Source organism: Geodermatophilus sp. SYSU D00879, from assembly GCF_054050375.1.
Genome location: NZ_JBJGZF010000001.1, coordinates 520,154 through 539,587, shown reverse-complemented (window position 1 = coordinate 539,587; position 19,434 = coordinate 520,154). Strand labels below are relative to the sequence as shown.

Annotated in this window: 23 protein-coding genes and 1 tRNA gene; 11 read left to right on the top strand and 13 right to left on the bottom strand. The window is 77.0% G+C overall.

Annotation, left to right across the window (positions count from 1 at the left end):
- Positions 1–80 precede the first annotated feature (80 nt).
- The 3 genes from ACI79B_RS02715 (at position 81) to ACI79B_RS02705 (ending at position 3,144) form a co-directional block, all read left to right on the top strand.
- On the top strand, positions 81–1,010 hold the full coding sequence (locus ACI79B_RS02715; protein WP_456928106.1) for an ABC transporter ATP-binding protein: 930 nt from the start codon (positions 81–83) through the stop codon (positions 1,008–1,010).
- Entirely contained in the window at positions 1,007–2,179 is a 1,173-nt protein-coding gene (locus tag ACI79B_RS02710; RefSeq protein ID WP_456928107.1) for an ABC transporter permease, read from the top strand. Before ACI79B_RS02715 ends, ACI79B_RS02710 begins: the two co-directional genes overlap by 4 nt.
- A 104-nt stretch (positions 2,180–2,283) precedes the next feature.
- Complete coding sequence (locus ACI79B_RS02705; protein WP_456928108.1) at positions 2,284–3,144, top strand: tetratricopeptide repeat protein; 861 nt, start codon at positions 2,284–2,286, stop codon at positions 3,142–3,144.
- Between the two features lie 34 nt (positions 3,145–3,178).
- Here the strand turns inward: ACI79B_RS02705 and ACI79B_RS02700 are convergent, their stop codons facing one another.
- Positions 3,179–4,078, bottom strand: coding sequence for an SMP-30/gluconolactonase/LRE family protein (locus ACI79B_RS02700; protein WP_456928109.1), 900 nt, complete (start codon positions 4,076–4,078; stop codon positions 3,179–3,181).
- Between the two features lie 57 nt (positions 4,079–4,135).
- Here ACI79B_RS02700 and ppc point away from each other — a divergent pair, with 57 nt between their 5' ends.
- Positions 4,136–6,943 (top strand): phosphoenolpyruvate carboxylase, encoded by a 2,808-nt coding sequence (gene ppc / locus ACI79B_RS02695; protein ID WP_456928110.1) that lies wholly within the window; start codon positions 4,136–4,138, stop codon positions 6,941–6,943.
- On the opposite strand, the gene ACI79B_RS02690 is transcribed toward ppc, so the two are convergent.
- On the bottom strand, positions 6,906–7,865 hold the full coding sequence (locus ACI79B_RS02690; protein ID WP_456928111.1) for a glycosyltransferase: 960 nt from the start codon (positions 7,863–7,865) through the stop codon (positions 6,906–6,908). The genes ppc and ACI79B_RS02690 overlap by 38 nt on opposite strands.
- Before the next feature lie 66 nt (positions 7,866–7,931).
- Here ACI79B_RS02690 and ACI79B_RS02685 point away from each other — a divergent pair, with 66 nt between their 5' ends.
- The gene (locus ACI79B_RS02685; protein WP_456928112.1) at positions 7,932–8,996 is read left to right on the top strand and encodes an inositol monophosphatase family protein; all 1,065 of its coding nucleotides are present in this window, start codon (positions 7,932–7,934) and stop codon (positions 8,994–8,996) included.
- On the opposite strand, the gene ACI79B_RS02680 is transcribed toward ACI79B_RS02685, so the two are convergent.
- A complete protein-coding gene (locus tag ACI79B_RS02680) occupies positions 8,993–10,399 on the bottom strand; it encodes an FAD-dependent oxidoreductase (protein ID WP_457000054.1) in 1,407 nt (468 codons plus the stop codon). The two genes, ACI79B_RS02685 and ACI79B_RS02680, sit on opposite strands and share 4 nt — an antisense overlap.
- 74 nt (positions 10,400–10,473) lie before the next feature.
- On the opposite strand from ACI79B_RS02680, the gene ACI79B_RS02675 reads away from it, so the two are divergent.
- Positions 10,474–10,782 carry a putative quinol monooxygenase gene (locus ACI79B_RS02675; protein WP_456928114.1) on the top strand — a complete coding sequence of 103 codons (309 nt, stop codon included), beginning with the start codon at positions 10,474–10,476 and terminating at the stop codon, positions 10,780–10,782.
- Between the two features lie 62 nt (positions 10,783–10,844).
- Here the strand turns inward: ACI79B_RS02675 and ACI79B_RS02670 are convergent, their stop codons facing one another.
- From ACI79B_RS02670 to ACI79B_RS02640, 7 genes are all read right to left on the bottom strand, one after another.
- A complete protein-coding gene (locus ACI79B_RS02670; RefSeq protein ID WP_456928115.1) occupies positions 10,845–11,654 on the bottom strand; it encodes an Fpg/Nei family DNA glycosylase in 810 nt (269 codons plus the stop codon).
- Entirely contained in the window at positions 11,647–13,020 is a 1,374-nt protein-coding gene (locus ACI79B_RS02665) for a cryptochrome/photolyase family protein (protein ID WP_456928116.1), read from the bottom strand. The genes ACI79B_RS02670 and ACI79B_RS02665 overlap by 8 nt, the downstream gene beginning before the upstream one ends.
- A 48-nt stretch (positions 13,021–13,068) precedes the next feature.
- Positions 13,069–13,389 (bottom strand): GNAT family N-acetyltransferase, encoded by a 321-nt coding sequence (locus ACI79B_RS02660; protein WP_456928117.1) that lies wholly within the window; start codon positions 13,387–13,389, stop codon positions 13,069–13,071.
- Positions 13,390–13,513: 124 nt separating this feature from the next.
- Positions 13,514–13,684: a hypothetical protein gene (locus ACI79B_RS02655; protein ID WP_456928118.1), complete on the bottom strand. Its 171-nt coding sequence runs from the start codon at positions 13,682–13,684 to the stop codon at positions 13,514–13,516.
- Between the two features lie 49 nt (positions 13,685–13,733).
- Complete coding sequence (locus ACI79B_RS02650; protein WP_456928119.1) at positions 13,734–14,030, bottom strand: hypothetical protein; 297 nt, start codon at positions 14,028–14,030, stop codon at positions 13,734–13,736.
- 64 nt (positions 14,031–14,094) lie between these two features.
- A complete protein-coding gene (locus ACI79B_RS02645) occupies positions 14,095–14,619 on the bottom strand; it encodes a hypothetical protein (protein WP_456928120.1) in 525 nt (174 codons plus the stop codon).
- Positions 14,620–14,677: 58 nt separating this feature from the next.
- Positions 14,678–14,750 (bottom strand) — tRNA-Arg (locus tag ACI79B_RS02640).
- A 95-nt stretch (positions 14,751–14,845) separates the two neighbouring features.
- Between ACI79B_RS02640 and ACI79B_RS02635 the strand changes: the two genes are divergently transcribed.
- The 5 genes from ACI79B_RS02635 to ACI79B_RS02615 are packed head-to-tail and all read left to right on the top strand — an operon-like array spanning position 14,846 to position 17,837.
- Complete coding sequence (locus ACI79B_RS02635) at positions 14,846–15,169, top strand: hypothetical protein (protein ID WP_456928121.1); 324 nt, start codon at positions 14,846–14,848, stop codon at positions 15,167–15,169.
- Between the two features lie 44 nt (positions 15,170–15,213).
- Positions 15,214–15,651, top strand: coding sequence for an SRPBCC family protein (locus ACI79B_RS02630; RefSeq protein WP_456928122.1), 438 nt, complete (start codon positions 15,214–15,216; stop codon positions 15,649–15,651).
- Between the two features lie 41 nt (positions 15,652–15,692).
- Positions 15,693–16,547 (top strand): NAD-dependent protein deacetylase, encoded by an 855-nt coding sequence (locus ACI79B_RS02625; RefSeq protein WP_456928123.1) that lies wholly within the window; start codon positions 15,693–15,695, stop codon positions 16,545–16,547.
- Positions 16,544–16,843, top strand: a complete 300-nt coding sequence (locus tag ACI79B_RS02620) for a biopolymer transporter Tol (RefSeq protein WP_456928124.1) — start codon at positions 16,544–16,546, stop codon at positions 16,841–16,843. The genes ACI79B_RS02625 and ACI79B_RS02620 overlap by 4 nt, the downstream gene beginning before the upstream one ends.
- A 31-nt stretch (positions 16,844–16,874) precedes the next feature.
- Positions 16,875–17,837 carry an MSMEG_6728 family protein gene (locus ACI79B_RS02615; protein ID WP_456928125.1) on the top strand — a complete coding sequence of 321 codons (963 nt, stop codon included), beginning with the start codon at positions 16,875–16,877 and terminating at the stop codon, positions 17,835–17,837.
- On the opposite strand, the gene ACI79B_RS02610 is transcribed toward ACI79B_RS02615, so the two are convergent.
- Genes ACI79B_RS02610 through ACI79B_RS02600 form a run of 3 tightly spaced genes read right to left on the bottom strand, consistent with a single transcriptional unit; the run spans position 17,807 to position 19,400 of the window.
- A complete protein-coding gene (locus ACI79B_RS02610; protein ID WP_457000053.1) occupies positions 17,807–18,625 on the bottom strand; it encodes a phosphotransferase family protein in 819 nt (272 codons plus the stop codon). The genes ACI79B_RS02615 and ACI79B_RS02610 overlap by 31 nt on opposite strands.
- On the bottom strand, positions 18,622–19,041 hold the full coding sequence (locus ACI79B_RS02605) for a PaaI family thioesterase (protein WP_456928127.1): 420 nt from the start codon (positions 19,039–19,041) through the stop codon (positions 18,622–18,624). Before ACI79B_RS02605 ends, ACI79B_RS02610 begins: the two co-directional genes overlap by 4 nt.
- Positions 19,038–19,400: a VOC family protein gene (locus ACI79B_RS02600; RefSeq protein ID WP_456928128.1), complete on the bottom strand. Its 363-nt coding sequence runs from the start codon at positions 19,398–19,400 to the stop codon at positions 19,038–19,040. Before ACI79B_RS02600 ends, ACI79B_RS02605 begins: the two co-directional genes overlap by 4 nt.
- Positions 19,401–19,434 lie beyond the last annotated feature (34 nt).

The window sequence follows — 19,434 nt, the reverse complement described above, 5'->3', positions numbered from 1 at the left end:
CTGGACCCGGTCGGCCGCGGGGTCGTCGTCGCCCGGCCCGATAGCGTCGGCGCGCACGGGGATCTTGGAACGGAGGAACGGTGCTCGAGTTCGACGGGCTCCACAAGAGCTACGGCGACAACCGCGTGCTGGAGGGCGTCGGCTTCACCGTCGCCCCCGGCTCGATGTTCGGCTTCTGCGGGTCCAACGGGGCCGGGAAGACGACGACCATGCGCATCGCCATGGGCCTGGCCCGGGCCGACGCGGGCGAGGTGCGCTGGCGCGGCCGGCCGCTGGACGAGGAGACCCGGCGGCGGATCGGCTACATGCCGGAGGAGCGCGGGCTCTACCCGAAGATGCGGGTCGGCGAGCAGCTGACCTACTTCGCCCGGCTGCACGGCATGGACGCCGCCGCCGCGGCCCGCGCCGCGGACGAGTGGTCCGGGCGGCTGGGCCTGGGCGGGCGCCGCGGCGACCCCGTCGAGAAGCTGTCGCTGGGCAACCAGCAGCGGGTGCAGCTCGCCGCCGCACTGGTCAGCCGGCCCGAGGTGCTGATCCTCGACGAGCCCTTCAGCGGCCTGGACCCGGTCGGCGTCGACGCGCTGGCCGAGGCGCTGCTGGAGCAGTGCCGCGCCGGGGTTCCGGTCGTGTTCTCCAGCCACCAGCTCGACCTGGTCGAGCGGCTGTGCGACTCGGTGGGCATCCTCGCCCGCGGCCGTATGGTCGCCACCGGCACCGTCGAGGAGCTGCGCCGCCGCGAGGCCGGCCGGCTGCTGCGGGTCGTCGTCCCCGACGCCGCGCCCGGCTGGGCCACCGCCGTGCCCGGCGTCCGGGTCGTCTCCGAGCAGGCCGGCGACACGCTGCTGGAGCTGGCCGCGACCGCCGACGACCAGCAGGTCCTCGCCGCCGCGCTGCGCACCGGCCGGGTCACCCACTTCGCCCGGCGCGAGGCCACGCTGGTCGAGCTGTTCCGCGAGGCCGTCGCCGACCCGGCGCAGCAGGCCGCCTCCCGCGAGGAGGTGGCCGCGTGACCGCCCCGCTGTCCAGCGGGCGGCTGGTCCGCCTGGTCGCCGCCCGCGAGGTCTCCACCCGCATCCGCGACAAGGCGTTCATCGCCAGCTCGGCGCTGATGATCGTGCTGATCCTCGGCCTGCTGGTCTTCCAGGTCGTCGTCAACTCCGGGGAGGACACCGGCCGCGTCGGCGTCGTCGGCGACCCCGGGCAGGTGGGCCGGGCCCTCGAGGCCCAGGGCGACGCGCTCGGCGTCGACGTCGAGGTGGTCCGGTTCGACACCGACGACGCCGCCCGCGCCGCCGTGGAGGACGAGGGCGTCGACGGCGCCCTGGTCGGCGCGGCCGCCGCCCCGGAGCTGGTGGTCCGCGAGCCCGACACGACGCTGGAGGCGCTCGTGTCCGGCGCGGTCGGGGCGGTCGCGCTCACCGACGCGCTCGCCGCGGCCGGCGTCGACCCCGCCGACCTGCCGCGGCTGTCGGTGTCCGCCCTCGACGACGACGGCGACGGGCAGGGCGTCGTGGTCGCGATCGTCGGCGTCGTCGTGCTCTACAGCCTGCTCATCCTCTTCGCCCAGTTCGTCGCGCAGGGCGTCGTCGAGGAGAAGTCCAGCCGGGTGGTGGAGCTGCTGCTGGCCACGATGAAGCCGTGGCAGCTGCTGGCCGGGAAGATCCTCGGTCTCGGCGTGCTGGGCCTCGGGCAGATCGCCGTGATCGCCGCGGTCGGGGTCGGCGGGGCGGTCGCCTTCGACGTCGTCGACCTGCCCGGGGAGCTGGTCGGCACGGTGCTGTGGCTGCTGTTCTGGTTCGTCCTCGGCTACGCGCTCTACGCGTCGCTGTTCGCCGTCGCCGCCTCGCTGGTCAGCCGGCAGGAGGACCTCGGCAGCGTGCTCACGCCGGCGACGCTGGTGCTGGTCGCCGGGTTCGCCGTCGCCGTCCAGGCGGCCGGTGACCCGGACGGGACGCTGGCCGCGGTGACCTCGTACGTGCCGGGCCTGTCGCCGATGGTCATGCCGGTGCGCCAGGCGGCCGGCGACGTCGCGGGCTGGGAGGTCGGCGTGGCCGTCGTGCTCATGCTCGTGGCGATCGCGCTGGTGGTCCGGCTGGGCGGCCGGGTGTACTCCGGCGCCCTGCTCCGGACCAGCGGGAAGACCAAGCTGCGGGAGGCCCTGCGGGCCGGTCGGGCCTGAGCGCCGGAGGGGGGACACCCGCCCGGACGAGCACCGGACACGTTGGGGTGACCTCACCCCTGCGGAGGGCGTGCGCCCAGGTCAGCGCGGCCATCATCGGCGCCATGACCGAGGACCTGGACGCGCGCCTCTGGCGGCTGCAGGCCTCCGAGGACGCCGACGAGCTGATCGAGCTGGGCTGCGACCTCGCCGACGCCGGCCGGCAGACCGACGCCGAGTGGTGCTTCCGCCGCGCGGCGGAGCTCGGCGACGCCACCGGCTACTACGACCTGGGCAACAGCCTCGCCGCGCAGGAGCGCTGGACCGAGGCCGCCGAGGCCTACGAGGTGGCCCTGGCCGGCGGCGAGGACGACGCCTGGCGCAACCTCGGGCTGGTGCTCGAGCAGCTCGGCGACCTCGCGGGGGCCATGGCCGCCTACCGCGGGGCCGCCGACGCGGGGGACACCGAGGGCGGCCTCCAGCTGGCCTTCCTGCTGCGCGAGCAGGGGGAGCGCGACCAGGCCCTCTCCGTCGCCGAGGAGCTGGCCGCGAGCGGCGACGCCGAGGCCGACGCCGTCGCCGCCTGCTGGCAGTGGTGCGCGACCCTCGACCCGGCGCTGGAGGACCGGCTGCGCGCCGGCGCCGCCCACTTCGCCGCCGCCCGCGCCGACCTCGCCGCGCTGCTGCTGCAGACCGGCCGCGCGGCGGAGGCCCGCTCGGTGCTCGAGCGCGGCGCCAAGCTCGGCGAGCAGGTGGCCTGGCTGCCGCTGGGCAACCTCTACCGCGAGTTGCTCGCCGACGACGAGGCCGCCGAGGAGGCCTACCGCGCCGGGATCCAGGCCGGCGACGCGTACTGCCACCACAACCTCGGCGTCCTGCTGGCCGACCGCGGCGACCTGCCCGGCGCCGCGGAGGAGTTCGAGCGGGGCGCCGCGGCCGGCGACCAGCTCGCCGCCGCCGCGCTGGCCCTGCTCCAGGGCAGCTAGCCGGTCCGGGCACTTCCGCGGAAGTGCACGGACCTCACCGCTGCCGCAGGTCGCTCAGGGGGCCGCGGTAGGGGTTGGCCGGCGCGCCGGTGACCCCGGGCCGCACGGTGAACAGCCGCCCGGCCTCGTCCTCGTCGCCGTGCGCGGTGCTGATCACCAGCAGGCCGCGGTCCGGCCCGGCGAAGGCGCAGCTGGAGGTGTTGGCCACCGGCACCTCGACGACGGCGAGCAGCTCGCCCTCCGGTGACCAGCGGCGCACCTGCCCGCCGCCCCACATCGCCGTCCAGAGGCAGCCCTCGTCGTCGACGGTGAGGCCGTCGGCCACGCCGTCGGGGCCGCCGGTCTCCAGCAGCACCCGCCCGCGGCTCCACGCGCCGGTGGACGGGTCGTGGTCGAAGGCGTGCACCAGGCCGGGGCCGGAGTCGGCGAGGTAGACGGTGCGGTCGTCGGGCGACCAGCCCAGCCCGTTGGAGACGGTCAGCCCGTCGCGGACGGTGGTCACCGTGCCGTCGGTGTCCAGCCGGTAGAGGGCGCCGGCCCTGGGGCGCTCGTTGAAGGCCATCGTCCCGGCGTAGAACCGGCCGGCGCGGTCGCACTTCCCGTCGTTCATGCGGGTGCCGCCGGCGTCCTCGCGGCCGCCCTCGCCGGCCAGCTCCAGCAGCACCCGCGCGGTGCCGTCGTCGGCGAGGTGGGTGAACCCGGCGCCCGCGGCGGCCAGCCACCCGCCGCCGGCGGCCGGGACGACGGCGCCCACGGTGTCGCCGGCGCGCAGCGAGCCGGCGTCGGTGAGCGTGTCGCCGTCGAGGGCGGCCCGGCGGACGACGCCGGCGCCGACGTCCACCCAGAGCAGCTCGGCGCGGGCGTCGTCCCAGGTGGGGCCCTCCCCGTGGTCGGCGGGGGCGGGGGCGGCGGGGGTGGCGCGCAGCGTCAGCACGCGGGGGAGCTTCCCCCGGGACACCTGCCCGTCACATCGGGGGCCGATACTGCCCGCATGTCGGAAGCCACCGTCGACGTCGCCGACCTGCGCCTGCCCGGGCGCGACCCGGAGGGGGACGGCCGGGCCGACGACGCCCCGCTGCGCGAGGACATCCGGCTGCTCGGCCGGGTCCTCGGCGAGGTGATCCGGGAGCAGAGCGGCGACGACGTCCTGGACCTGGTCGAGTCCACGCGCGTGCAGGCCTTCGCGCTCCGCCGCTCCGAGACCGACCGGGCGGAGGTCGCCGCCCGCATGGGCGACCTCGACGTCCGCGCGGCCAACCACGTCATCCGCGCCTTCAGCCACTTCTCGCTGCTGGCCAACCTGGCCGAGGACCTGCACCACGAGCGGCGCCGCCGGCACCACCGCCGGGCCGGGTCGCCGCCGCAGCCGGGCAGCCTCGCGGCCACCTTCGCGCTGCTCGACCGGGCGGACCTGGACCCCGACGTCGTCGCGCGGGAGCTGACCGGCGCGCTGGTGGTCCCGGTGGTCACCGCGCACCCGACCGAGGTGCGCCGCAAGACGATCTCGCAGGTGCAGCAGGAGGTCACCGAGCTGATCCGGGAGCGCGACCGGATGGCGCCGGGCGAGGTCGACGAGGCGGCCTGGTCGGCGCAGCTGGAGCGGGCGGTGCTCACCCTCTGGCAGACGGCGCTGCTGCGGCTGTCCCGGCTGCGGCTGGCCGACGAGATCGACGAGGCGCTGCGCTACTACGACCTCTCGCTGTTCCGGGTGGTGCCCGAGATCAACGCCGACCTGCGCCGCGCGCTGCGGGAGCGCTGGCCGCACGCCGGCCTGCCGACGCAGCCGGTGCTGCAGCCGGGCTCGTGGATCGGCGGCGACCGCGACGGCAACCCGTTCGTCACCGCCGACGCCGTCCGCCGGGCCAGCACCCGGCAGGCCGAGACGGCGCTGGCCCACCACCTCGGCGAGCTGGTGCAGCTGTACCGCGAGCTGTCGATGTCCGACCGGCTGGTCACGCCGACGCGGGAGCTGGCGCACCTGGCCGAGGCCTCCCGCGACGACTCGCCGTTCCGCGCCGACGAGCCCTACCGGCGGGCGCTCAACGGCGTGCACGCCCGGCTGGCCGCCACCGCCAAGCGGGTGCTCGGGCGGGTGCCCGGCGTGCCGCCGATCGCCGAGCTCGACCCCTACGACACCCCCGACGAGCTCCTGGCCGACCTCGCCGTCGTCGACGCCTCGCTGCGCAGCCACGGCGCCGGCGCGCTGGCCGACGACCGGCTGGCCCGGCTGCGCGACGCCGTCGAGGTGTTCGGCTTCCACCTCGCCGGGCTGGACATGCGGCAGAACTCCTCGGTCCACGAGGAGGTCCTCGCCGAGCTGCTGGCGTGGGCGGGCGTCTGCCCCGACTACGCCTCCCTCGACGAGGCCGCCCGGGTGGAGCTGCTGGCCGGGGAGCTGCAGATGCGCCGGCCGCTGGTGCGCCCGGGCGCGCAGCTGTCGGAGCTGGCCCGCGGGGAGCTGGACCTGCTGGAGGCCGCCGCCGGACAGGTCGCGCTGCTCGGCCCGCGGGCGATCCCGAACTACGTGATCAGCATGTGCGAGTCGGTGAGCGACGTGCTGGAGGTCGCCGTCCTGCTCAAGGAGGTCGGCCTGCTCGACCCCGACGGCGAGGACGGCCCCACCTGCCCGGTCGGCATCTCGCCGCTGTTCGAGACGATCGCCGACCTGCAGGGCGCCGGCGAGACGATGACCGCCGTCCTCGCCCAGCCGGTGTACCGGGCGCTGGTCGCCAACCGCGGCGACGCGCAGGAGGTCATGCTCGGCTACTCCGACAGCAACAAGGACGGCGGCTACCTCGCCGCCAACTGGGCGCTGTACCGGGCCGAGCTGGCGCTGGTCGAGGTGGCGCGGCGCGAGGAGATCCGGCTGCGGCTGTTCCACGGCCGCGGCGGGACCGTCGGCCGCGGCGGCGGCCCGAGCTACGAGGCGATCCGCGCCCAGCCGCCCGGCGCGGTGGCCGGCGCGCTGCGGCTGACCGAGCAGGGCGAGGTCATCGCGGCCAAGTACGGCGAGCCCGACCTCGCCCGCCGCAACCTCGAGGCGCTGGTGGCGGCGACGCTGGAGGCCACGCTGCTCGACGTCGAGGGCCTCGGCGACGGCGCGGAGGAGGCCTACGCGCTGCTCGACGACCTCGCCGGCCGGGCGCAGGCGGCCTACCGGGCGCTGGTGCACGAGACCCCGGGGTTCGTGGAGTGGTTCCGCGCCGCGACGCCGATCCGCGAGCTGGCCGAGCTGAACATCGGCAGCCGCCCGCCCTCGCGGAAGGCCGGCGACCGGATCGCCGACCTGCGCGCCATCCCGTGGGTGTTCAGCTGGTCGCAGGCGCGGATCATGCTGCCCGGCTGGTACGGCACCGGGTCGGCGCTGGAGTCCTGGATCGGGGACGACCCGGCGCGGCTGGCCCGGCTGCAGGAGCTGCACCGGCGGTGGCCGTTCTTCCGGACGGTGCTGTCGAACATGGGGATGGTGCTGGCCAAGACCGACCTCGACCTCGCCGCCCGCTACGCGGGGCTGGTGCCCGACGAGGAGCTGCGGGCGCGGGTGTTCGACCAGATCACCGCCGAGCACGAGCGCACCTGCCGGGTGCTGCTCGCGGTCACCGGCGACGACCACCTGCTGGCCGACAACCCGTCGCTGGCCCGGTCGATCCGCAACCGGTTCCCCTACCTGGAGCCGCTGCACCACCTGCAGGTGGAGATGCTGCGCCGGCGCCGGACCGGGGACGACGACGAGCTGGTGCGGCGCAACATCCAGCTCACGATCAACGGGATCGCGACGGCGCTGCGGAACTCGGGCTGAGCTCGCGCACCGGCAGGCGGTGGCGGTCCAGCCAGGCGGCCAGCCGGACACCGTCCCAGGGCCGGCGGCGCCGGGCGGCGGCCATCGCCAGCCCGCGCGGCAGCTCGGCGAGTGCCAGCGCGATGCCCGCGGCTCCGGGGGCGTCGCCGTCGCGGAGGTGGTCGAGGACCGAGCGTCCCCGCCGGGCGAGGAAGGCCGCCGTCTCCCGGACCGGCCGGTCGGCGTGCTGGGGGAGGAGCACCTGGACGGTGCGGGCGTAGTGCCACTCGCGCAGGAACACCCCGCGCGCGGTGCGGCCGCCCTTGCCGTGCCGGAAGACGGTGTCGGGCACCCGCAGCAGCAGGTGCCCGGCCGCCCGCAGCCGCCGGGAGGCGTCGCGGTCCTCGTTGTAGAAGAAGTACAGCGGGTCGAAGCCGCCGGCGGCGAGGAACTCCGCCCGGCGCACGAGCAGCGCGGTGCCGGCCAGCTCCTCGGCCGGGAACGGCGGGCCGGGCGGGTCGTCGTCCTCGCCGGGGCCGTGCACCGCGGGCGCGGCCCAGACGGCCCGCGGCTCGGCGTCGAGGACCGCGGCCAGCCGGCGCAGCATGCCCGGGTCGGGCTCGCCGTCGGAGTTGACCAGCGCGACGTGGCGGCCGGTGCAGGCGTCGAGGGCGAGGTCCACGGCGCGTGCCCAGCCGAGGTTGCGCGGGGAGGACAGCACCCGGGCGTCGGCGTCGGGGTGGCAGTCGCGCAGGAGGGCGCGGGCGGCCGCGGAGGTCGCCGGCGCGGCGGCGTTCTCCACCAGCAGCGCCCGGCCCCGCCACCCCCGGCCGGTCGCCGCCGCCACCGCGGCGTGGTGCCGGGCGAGCATCTCCGGCGCCTCGCGGTGGACGAGGAACACGACGTCGACGTCGTCGAGGGAGGTGCGCGCGGGTGCCGTCACCGTGGCGCCCTACCCCGCGCGCGCCGGTGGCCTACCGTGCCGGGGAGCACTGACGGCGGGGGGACCGTGGCGGACACGATGCGGGTGGCGGCGTCGGGGGAGGACCTGCGCGCCGCGGCCCGGCTGCTGGGCGTCGGCCCGGCGACCCTGGCACCCGAGCTGCTCGACCCCGGCGCGCGGCTGCTGGTCGGCGACGACGCCGCCGCGCACCTGCGCCGCCGCTGGACCGACGAGGGCACCACCGAGGCCGTCGTCCTCCACCGCTCCACGCACGTCACCGGCCGGTCCGCGCTGCTCGCCGTCGCCGCGGCCTGGGGCTGCTCGCAGGTCCGCGACGCCGGCACCGGCCGGGTGGTCGAGGTGGCGCCCCCGCCGGACGACGCGCCGCTGACCGCGCGGTTCGCGCACCTGGCCGCGCTGGCCGCGACGCGGGTCGAGGTGGCCGTGGCGCTGGCCCGCGACACCGGCCGCGACCGGCGCAAGGACGACGGCAGCTGGTCGATGGCCGCCGACGAGGCCGCGCACGCCGCCGCGGCCGGGACGCTGGCCCCGCTCGGCGTGCCCGTGCTGTCGGAGGAGCGGCCCGACCCCGCCGTGTCCGACGACGACCCGTGGATCGTGCTCGACCCGCTCGACGGCACCGGCAACTTCCGCGCCGGCCTGCCGCCGTGGGCGTTCTCGGCGGCGCTGGTGCACCGCGGCCGGGCGGTGGCCGGGCTCGTCGTCGACCTGTCCTCGGGGCGCCGCTGGGCCGGGACCGCCGACACCGGCGCGCAGCGGGACGGCGTGCCGGCGCGGGTGCGGGAGGGCAGCACCGTCGTCGCGCCGTCGGGCCGGACCGTGCGGGTGCCCGCGACGGCGCACCGCGTGCGGGTGACCGGCTGCACCGCCGTCGACCTGTGCCTGGTCGCCGACGGGTCGGCCGGCGCCTGGCACGACCTGGACCGCAGCGGCACGCACGTGCACGACGTCGCCGGCGGGCTGGCCGTGCTCGCCGCCGCCGGCGGGGTGGCGCTGACCCCCGACGGCGACCCGCTGTCCCTGCGGCCGGACACCGAGACGCTGATCCGGTTCGTCGCGGCGGCCTCCGCGCAGGGCGCGCGGGACCTGATCGCCGCGGTGCGGGACTAGCGCCCCGCGGCCGCCCGCACCGCGGCCAGCAGGGACTCGCGCTCGTGCAGCGTGGTCCGGGCGCGGCCGCGGGTGGCGCCGAGGGCGACCTCGGCGGCGTCGATGGCCCGCCAGTCCTCCAGCAGCACCGGCTCGGCGCCGCGGGCGCGCAGCGTGCGCACCAGGTCGTCGCGGTCGCCGTGCGCGCCGATCACCCCGGCCTCGGCGTCGGCCAGCAGCGAGGCCACGGTCTCGCGGGCGTCGTGCTTGTTGGTGCCGACGACGCCGGTGGGCCCCCGCTTGATCCACCCGGCCACGTACTCGCCGGGCGAGCGGGCGCCGTCGCGCAGCACCCGGCCCTCCTCGTTGGGCACGGTGCCGGTGCGCGGGTCGACCGGCAGGCCGGGCAGGCCCTGCCCGCGGTAGCCGACCGAGCGGACGACGAGGTCGGTGGGCAGCACCGCGGTCTCGCCGGTGCCCACGGCCCGCCCGTCGCCGTCGACGGCGGTGCGCTCCACCTCGATCCCGGTGACCCGGTCGGTGCCGAGGATGCGCACCGGCCGGCGGTAGAAGCGCAGCCACAGCCGGCCGCGGCCGGGCTCGGGCCGGTGGCCGGCCCACTCGCGCAGGACGGCGAGGTTGCGGCTGGCGTTGCGATCGCCGGACAGGCGCTCCTCGGCGGCCGGGTCGAGGTCGAGGTCGGCGGGGTCGACGAGCACGGTGGTCCGCTCCAGGCCGTCGAGCTCGCGCAGCTCCATCGTGGTGAACGACGCCTGCGCCGGGCCGCGGCGGCCGAGCACGGTGACCTCCTCGACCGGCGTCGCGGCGAGGGTGTCGAGCACGTGCTGCGGCATGTCGGTGGGCTCGAGCTCCTGCGGGGCGCGGGAGAGCACGCGGGCGACGTCGAGGGCCACGTTGCCGACGCCGACGACGACCGCCCGCCGCGCGCCCGCGAGCGCCGCCTCCACCTTCGCGCGGTCGGCGTCGGGGTGGCCGCAGTACCAGGCGACCAGGTCGGTGGCGGCGAGGCTGCCGGTGAGGTCCTCGCCCTCGATCGCCAGCGCCCGGTCCAGCGCCGCCCCGTAGGTGTAGACGACGGCGTCGACGTGCGCGCGCAGGTCCTCCAGCGAGACGTCGGTGCCCACCTCGACGTTGCCGACGAACCGCACGCCCGGGTGGTCCAGCGCCCGGTGCAGGGTGTCGCGGATCGCCCGCATCTTCGGGTGGTCGGGCGCGATGCCGTGCCGGACCAGGCCGAACGGGGTGGGCAGCCGGTCGAGCAGGTCGACGGTCACCGGGACCGGTGCCCGGCGGGTCAGCGTCTCGGCGGCGTAGATGCCGGCCGGGCCGGCGCCGACGACGGCGACCCGCAGCGGCCGCTCACCGTCCGGGGCGGGGGATCCGTCGTCGGCCACGACTGGCATCCTGGCCCGGCCGGGGCGTGGTGCGCCAGATCACCGCCCGGCGAGCCGACCACCCACCGCAGAGGGGACCGCCCGTGTCCGTCGTCGTCGTCGCCACCATCAGCCCGAAGCCCGAGCACGTGGACGAGGTCCGTCAGGCCGTGCTCGAGACGGTGCCGCAGGTGCACGAGGAGCCCGGCTGCGAGCGGTACGCGCTGCACGAGGGCCGCGGGGTGTTCGTCATGGTCGAGCAGTGGGAGAGCCCCGAGGCGCTGGCCACCCACGGCAAGGCCGAGCCGCTGACCGCGCTGTCGGCGAAGCTCGAGGGCAAGCTCACCGAGCGCCCCGCCGTCCAGGTGCTCACCGCCCACCCCGCCGGCGACGCCGCCAAGGGCGCCCTCTAGACGAAGGACCCCTCTGCCCCCCACCGCTCGCGCGCTCGCGGTGGGCCCCTGCAGAGGGGCCGTCAGGCCGCCTGGCAGACGGGGCACCAGTAGAGGTTGCGGCCGACCATCTCCTCGGTGCGCACCTCGGTGCCGCAGATCCGGCAGGGCAGGCCGGTGCGCCGGTAGACGTAGTGCGCGTCCTCGCGGCGCACCGCGCCCGAGCGGCGGGAGCGGTCGGCCGGCTGCGTGGTCACGATCCGGCCCATCCGGACGCCGGCGCGCATGAGCACCACCAGGTCGTCCCACAGCGCCTGCCACTCCTGCGCGCCGACGTCGCGGCCCGGCCGGAACGGCGAGATCCGGTGCCGGAAGAGGATCTCGGCGCGGTACACGTTGCCGACGCCGGCCAGCACCGACTGGTCCATGAGCAGCGCGCCGACCGCCGTCCGGCTGCGGCCGACCCTCGCGTACGACAGCGGGCCGCCGCGGCGGGTGCGCAGCGGGTCGGGGCCGAGCCGGTCGAGGATCGCGTCGACCTCGGGCTGGGGGAGGACGTCGCAGGCCGTCGCGCCGCGCAGGTCGGTCCACACGCCCTCGCCCTTGGGCCCGTCGGCCACCCAGCGCATCCGCAGCGCGCCGCGCGGGGGCGGCGGGTCGCCGACGCCGGTCGTGAAGGTGCCGTAGAGGCCCAGGTGGACGTGCAGCACGTCGCCGCCGAAGTCGGCGAACAGGTGCTTGCCGTAGCTGGTGACCTCCTCGAGCACCCGCCCGTCGAGCAGCGCGGCGCCGGCGGCGAAGCGGCCCTGCGGGCTGGTGACGTGCACCGGGCGGCCCGCGAACAGCTCCGACTGCTCCGCGGCCAGCCGGTACAGGGTGTGGCCCTCAGGCACCGCGCACCGCCCGGTAGCGGGCCAGCGCCACCTGGCGCTCCTCGGCGTGGTCGACGACCGGCGGCGGATAGCCCTCGGGCGGGCCGCCGGGCATGGTCCACGGCTCGTGCACGTAGCGGTCGGGGACGTCGCGCAGCTCCGGCACCCAGCGCCGCACGTAGACGCCGTCGGGGTCGAACTGCCGGCCCTGCCGGGTCGGGTTGAACACCCGGTGGTACGGCGAGGGGTCGGTGCCGGTGCCGGCCACCCACTGCCAGCCGTGGTGGTTGCTGGCGAGGTCGCCGTCGACGAGGTGGTCGAGGAAGTACGTCGCCCCCCGCCACCAGTCGACGTGCAGATCCTTGCAGAGGAACGACGCCACGATCATGCGGACGCGGTTGTGCACCCAGGCCTCGCCGCGGAGCTGCCGCATCCCGGCGTCGACGATCGGGTAGCCGGTGCGCCCCTCGGCCCAGGCGGCGAAGTGCTCGTCGGCGACCGGGCCGGTGTCGTACTGCATGCGCTTCATGTCCGGGTTGAACGGCTCGTGCGCGGTGTCGGGGCGGTGCCACAGGACGTCGGCGTAGAAGTCGCGCCAGATCAGCTCGCCGACGAAGCGCTCCACCGCCTCGGCGTGGTCCCCGGCCAGCGCCTGCGCCTCGGCGACCAGCGTCCGGGGGTGGACGGTGCCGTACTTGAGGTGCGCCGACAGCCGGCTGGTGCCGTCGGTGCCGGGGGTGTTGCGCGACGTCGCGTAGCCGAGCAGCCGCTGGTCGCGGAACAGCGCCCAGGCGTCCAGCCCGGCGCGCTCGCCGGCCGGGGGCAGCACCGTGCCGTCGAGGTCCTGCGCCGGCGGCAGGTCCTCGGAGCGGACGCCGTCGGCCCACACGACGTCGTCCGGGCAGGGGGCGGGGGAGTGCAGCCCGCGCGCCCGCCAGGCCCGCGCGAACGGCGAGTAGACCCTGAACGGCGTCCCGTCGTCCTTGGTCAGCCGGCCGGGGGTGACGCCGTAGGGCGAGCCGGTGCGGACGAGCGGGACCTCGCCCAGCGCCCGCTCGACCGCGGCGTCCCGCGCCCGCCCGTACACGCCGGCGTCGGAGGACACGTGCACGCTCCCCGCGCCCGTCTCGCGGACGAGGGCGGGGACGACGCGCGCCGGGTCCCCGGAGCGGACGACCAGCGCCCCGCCGGTCTGCTCGCGCAGGTCGGCCAGGCAGCCGCGCAGGAACTCCCGCCGCGGCCGGCCCGACGGCTCCCACAGCCGCGGGTCGACGACGAAGACCGGCACCACGGCGCCGTCCCGGCCGGCCGCCTCGACCGCGGCGACCAGCGCCGGGTGGTCGCGCAGCCGCAGGTCGCGGCGGAACCAGAGCAGGGCTGTCGGCACCCGCGCCAGGTTAGGTCGCCCGGCGCGGGGCCGCAGGTCAGCGCCGGGTCAGCGGTCGGCGGTGGCCAGACCGAAGTGGGGCTTGTCCTCGTCGGCGACGAGGTCGAGCGTCTCGGGATGCTGCTGGATGTAGTGGCGCACGAAGGAGCAGTAGGGCAGGACGTGCAGTCCGCGCTCGCGGGCGGCGTCGAGGACGCCACCCACCAGGACCTTGCCGAGTCCGCGTCCCCCCATGCTGGGGTCCACCTCGGTGTGCGGCAGGGCCATCGTGCCGTTCTCGACGTGGTAGCTGGCCAGTCCGACGACGCGCTCGCCGACCCGCACCTCGAACCGTCCCCGCTCGGGGACGTCGACCACCGTGGTCTCCATCGTTGCGTTCCCACCTCCGCTATGCCCCGGCGCCGTTGCCGGGGGCACGACGTGCATCTGGAACGGTAACGCCTCGCAGCCGCGAAGGTTTCCTTCTCGAACCAGTGTCCGCTGGACGGGTTCGTCAGCCGGTGCCGCCCCACAGCGCCAGGACGGCGCCCGCGACGAACGCGATGGGGGCGAGGCGGAGCACGCTCGGACCCCACGGGTCCTCCGGCCGGGAGGCGTGCGCGGCGGCGACGGCGAGGGCACCGACGGCGACGGCCAGGACCAGTGCCACGACGAGGAAGTCCACGACGACCCTCCCTGCTCGCTGGTGGTACAGGGGTACCACCGAGCGGCCGTCAGGGGCGGGGATTCGTGCGTGTCCACCCGCGGTCGTCCCGGCGGGCGCCGAGCGCGGCGCGGCAGCGGCGGCACACGGCCTGCACCTCCTCGGCGTGCCGGCCGGACTCGGGCTGCACGTCGGCCCAGCCCACGTGCGGGAAGCGGGCCAGCCGGGAGCGGGACAGCGACAGGCCGCAGACCGTCTCGTTGCGCCCGCGCTCCCAGGCGTGCACCTCGCCGCTGGGGTAGCGGATGCCGTCGTCGGGGTCGGTCCACTGGCCGGCGGCCGCGACCGCGGCGTTGCGGAGTGCCATGCGTCCCCCGTACCCGCGGTGCACCGTCGGGCCCACCCCGACGCCGCGGCGGGGTCGCGCCAGGTCAGCGCAGGTCGTCGAGCCGGTCCTGCAGGGAGTCCAGCTGGGCCTGCGCCCGGGCCTCCGCGCCGTCGAGGAAGGCTGCGGCGGCGCCCATCTCGCGGTGGACCGCAGCGACGTCGACGCGGTCGGAACCGAACGCGGTCCGCAGCCGGATCAGTGCGCGGGACGTCACCGCCGTGTCCTCGGCGGCATCGGGCCACAGGCCGACCAGCACCTCCTGCACCGCGCTCCAGTCGGTGAAGACGTCGTCCCCGTCGAGCGCGAGCGGCTCCCCGGTGAGCGCCGGCAGGTCCTCGACGAGGACGAGCAGGGAGAGTCGGAGGTGCTCCCGCCAGGCCTCCAGGAAGCGGTAGACCACCCACTGGCCGGCCGGGTCCCCGGCGGTCAGCCGGGCGTACAGCAGGGCCGTCTCCTCGAGGACGCCCTCCCGCTGCTCGTAGCAGCCCTGCCGTCCGTCCCAGGACAGCGGCACCAGGAGCGCGTCCGCCGACGCTGCAGGTCCCGCCGAGTCCGCGTCGTCCGCCATGGTCCGGAACGGTAGAGGGCGTCCGGCCCCGCCCGGAACGCCGGACGCCCGGCACGGGTGCCCCCGGCAGGATTCGAACCTGCGACACACGGTTTAGGAAACCGATGCTCTATCCCCTGAGCTACGGGGGCTCGTCGGCGCAGCGCCGACCGGGGTGTGCGCAGCCGAGGCTACCGGGACGCCCGGGAGGGGCCCGCGGAGCGTCCCCGGTGTCTACCGTCTGTGTGTGTTGCTCGCGGTGGTCGAGATCGTGCTGCTGCTGGTGCTCGTCGCCCTGCTGCTGTCCCGCCTCGGCGTCTGGACGGCGGGCCGGCGGGCCGCCCTCCCGCGGGCCCGGTGGGCGCCGGCGCACGACGAGGTCGACGGGCAGACGCGGGTGCTGCTGCGCCGCTCCTACCCGGGCCCCGACGGAGCGCCGGTCGTGCTCGAGGACCGCGTGTTCGCCACCTTCCCGGCCGACGACCCCGCCTGGGAGGCCCGCTTCACCGAGGCGATGGCCGGCGCCCGGTTCCGCTGCTCCTACCTGGACGCCGAGGACTCCGCCGGCTGAGCCCCCGCGGCGCGGCCGGCGCCGGCGAGGGCAGGATGGCGGCCATGGGACAGGTCGTGGCCACCGCCGAACGCGTCGTCCGTGCCCCCGCCGAGCGGGTGCGGGCCGCCCTCGCCGACTACACCGGCACCCGGCGCGAGGTGCTGCCCGAGCAGTTCAGCGACTACCGCGTCGAGGCCGGCGGCCAGGGGGCGGGCACGCGGGTGCACTGGCGGTTCGCCGCGACGTCGAAGCGGGTGCGCGAGCAGGACGTCGAGGTCACCGAGCCCGACGGCACCCTCGTCGAGCGCGACACCCGCTCCTCGATGGTCACCACCTGGACCGTCACCCCGGCCGACTCCGGCAGCAGCACCGTGCGGGTGCGCACCACCTGGAACGGCGCCGGCGGCATCGGCGGCTTCTTCGAGCGCACCTTCGCCCCCAAGGGCCTGCGCCGCGTGTACGACGACCTGCTCGGCCGCCTGGAGGGCCGGCTCAGCTGACGACGGCGGCGCGGCGGGCGGGCACGGAGGACCATGGGCCGGTGACCGCCGCCCTCCCCGCCGTCCAGACCGCGGACGGCCTCGACGAGCTGGCCGCCCTGGTCGCCGACGGCGACGTCCTCGTCCTCTCCGGCGCCGGCCTGTCCACCGACTCCGGCATCCCCGACTACCGCGGCGCCACCGGCTCCCTGCGCCGGCACACGCCGATGACCTGGCAGACCTTCCGCCGCGACCCGCGCGGGCGGCACCGCTACTGGGCGCGCAGCTACGTCGGCTGGCCGCAGATGGCCGCCGCCCGCCCCAACGCCGGCCACTCCGCCGTCGCCCGGCTGCAGCGGGCCGGCCTGCTCGCCGGCGTCGTCACGCAGAACGTCGACGGGCTGCACCAGGCCGCCGGCGCCCGGGACGTCGTCGAGTTGCACGGCGGGCTGGACCGGACGGTCTGCCTGGCCTGCGGGGACGTCGCCCGGCGGGACGAGCTGCACCGCCGGCTGCGGGCGGCCAACCCGGCCTTCGGCCCGCGCGTGGACGAGGTGAACCCCGACGGCGACGCCGAGCTGCCCGACGAGGTGCTCGACGGCTTCGTGATGGTCGGCTGCACCGCGTGCGGCGACGGGCCGCTCAAGCCCGACGTCGTCTTCTTCGGCGAGACCGTGCCGCGCGACCGCGTGGACACCTGCTTCCGGGTGCTCGAGGACTCCGCCGGCCTGCTCGTCCTCGGCTCCTCGCTGACCGTCATGAGCGGCTACCGGTTCGTCCTGCGCGCCGCCGAGCTCGGCATCCCGGTGGCGGTGGTCAACCTCGGCCCCACGCGCGGCGACGCCAAGGTCGACGTGAAGGTGGACGCCCCGCTCGGCGAGGTGCTGCCCGAGCTGGCCCGCCGCTGCGGCGCGTGACCCGCCGCGAGGTCGAGCACACCGGGGACGGCCGCTGGCTCGTCGTCGACGGGCGGCGGTGGCGGAAGGCGGACCCGACCCTGCCCGACGACGTCCGCGCCCGGCTGCTCTCCCACCTGGGCACGGCGCGCGCGGCGGTGCGCACGGCTCCCGACCCCGTGGCGCGGCGGGCCGCCAGGGACCGGGTGCAGCTGGCCAAGACCGGGCTGGGGGAGCGCGGCCCGGCCTGGTGGGAGCAGGACGACGACGCCCGCCGCGCCCGGTGGGAGGCGGCGCTGGAGGCGCTCGGCGGTTGACCGCCCGCCCGGCCGGGCAGGAACCGCCGCGATGCAGACCTTCCTGCCGGTGGCCGACTTCGAGGAGAGCGCGCGGCTGCTGGACTCGCCGCGCCTGGGCAAGCAGCGGGTCGAGACGCTGCAGGTGCTGCGCGCCCTGGAGCTGCCCGACTACGGCTGGTCCTCGCACCCGGTCGTGCACATGTGGCGCGGGCGGACGGCGGCGCTGGTCGCCTACGGCCTGGCGATGGTGCGGGTCTGGCGCGAGCGCGGGTTCGCCGACAGCACGCACACCTTGATCGCCGAGTTCGCCCCCGACGTCGAGGGCGCCACGCAGGACGAGCTCGCCCGCGCCGGGATGCTGCCCTCCTGGGTCGGCGACGAGGCGCTGCACCTGTCCCACCGGTCGAACCTGCTGGCCAAGGAGCCGGACTTCTACCGGCCGCGGTTCGCCCCGCTGTTCGGCGCCGAGCCCGACGACCTGCCCTACGTGTGGCCCGGTCCCGACGACGTCCCGCCGGCGGCCGAGCCCGAGGGCACCCGGGTGTGGGTGGTGCGGCCGCGCGCGCACAACGAGCTGGGCGCGTGCCTGGCCGCCGGTGTCGTCGGGCTGGGCACCCAGTCGGGGATCGACGTCGACGCCACCGGCCTGTCGCCGGCCGAGCTGCGCGCGCTGGCCAAGGAGATCTCCGGGCGCCGGCCGAGCAAGGACCTGCGCCAGCTGTCGACCTTCCTGGACGAGATCCGCCCCGGCGACCCGGTGGCCCTGCCCGTCGAGCACGGCGCCGGCCTGCTGGTCGGGGAGGTCCTCGGCGACTACCTGTTCGACGGCCGCGAGCTGCTGCCGCACCGCCGCCCGGCCCGCTGGGACCACGTGGTGCCGCGCGCGGCGGCCCGCCCGCCCGCGACGCTGCAGGACCCGCGCGCGCTGTTCTCCGTGGTGCTCGACCCCGGCGTGCTGCCGCCGTCGCCGGCCGGCACCACCTACCGCGAGCCCGCGCTCCCGCTGGTCTGAGCCGCGCGGACGACGCTCGTCCACGCCTGCGCGTGCAGCCGGCGCAGCTCCAGCCACGGCGCGAGCTCGGCGTCGGACGGGCCGCCCGCCGCGTCCAGCGCGGCCCGGCCGTCCAGCCGGGAGGTGAGCCGAAGGCAGGCGAGGTCCCACTCCGGTGGCCCGGCGCAGGTGTCCTCGAGGTCGGCCCACCGCCAGCCGTCCGGCGTGGCCAGCAGGTTGCCGGGGTGCGCGTCGCCGTGCAGCGCCTGCACCGGGCCGCCCAGCCGGGGGCGGAGGGCCTCCACCCGCTCCGCCGTGCGCGCGCGGACGGCGGGCCCGACGCCCCACGCGCCCGCCCGCTGGCTGAAGACCGCGAGGTCGTCGAGCGGGGTGTCCAGCGGGCGCCCGGTCACGGGCAGGCCGGCGAGCACCGCGTGCAGGCCGGCGAGCGCGGTGGCCACCTCGGCCGGGGCCGGCGTCCGCGGCAGCACCTCCACCCGGGTCCAGAAGGTGAGCGTCAGCCCGTCCTGCACGTGCGGCCCCGGCGGCAGCAGGTCGCTCGGCGGGACGACGGGCGCGCCGGCCGCGGCCAGGGCGCCGGCCAGCCCGACCTCGCGGCCGAACGGGCGGCCCGGGTCGGGGCGCAGCAGCGGCGTCAGCGTCGCCACCCGCGCCACCACCGGCGCCGGGGCCAGGTGGACGACGACGTTGACGCCGTCGTGCAGCACCCGCGCCCCGGTCGACCGGAGGCCGTGCGCGGCGGCCACCGCGGTGGTGGCGGCCGCCGCGCGCCGGGCCCGGTCGCTCACGCCCCCGGGAACGGCACGTTCTGCAGGCGCACCTGGCCGCGGGCGACGAGCTTGCCGTCCTCGGCGCGGGTGAGCTGCACCAGCCACAGCTGCAGGGTGCGGCCCTGCTGCACGGGTTCGGCGACGACGTCGAGCCGGCCGGCGGTGACCGGCCGCAGGAAGTCGGTGCTGTTGTTCACCCCGACGGCGAACTGGCCGCGGTCGGCGACGGCGGTGCTGGCGCCGATCGACGCCGCCGACTCGATCACCGCGCAGTAGACGCCGCCGTGCACGACGCCCCACGGGGTGTGGTGGTCCGGCCCGAGCTCGACGGTGCCGGTGACCCGCGTGCCGCTGACCTCGGCGACGTCGAACCCGGTGGCCGCGACGAACGCGCTGGCCCTGCTCCGGTCGACGTCGGGCACCTGCGCGCTCACGCGGCGTCCCACACCAGGCAGAACGGGTGGCCCACCGGGTCGGCGTAGACGCGGAAGTCGCCCCCGCCGCCGGGCAGCTTCCGCGCGCCCAGGGCGAGCACCTCCGGCTCGGCCTCGTCGACGTCGGTCACGTAGACGTCGAGGTGGAACTGCTGCGGGCGCTGAGGGTCCGGCCAGTCCGGCGGGACCAGGTCCGGCGCCTGCTGGAACGCCAGCCGGTGCCCGCGGCCGCTGACCACGACCCAGTCGTCGCCCGGGCCGCCCTTGCTCACCTCCAGCCCCAGCAGCTCGGCGTAGAAGGTGGCGAGCGCGTGCGCGTCGGGCGCGTCGATCACGACGGAGTGCAACTGGCCGATCATGGGCCCCATCCTGGCCGGTCGGCGCCGCCCCCAC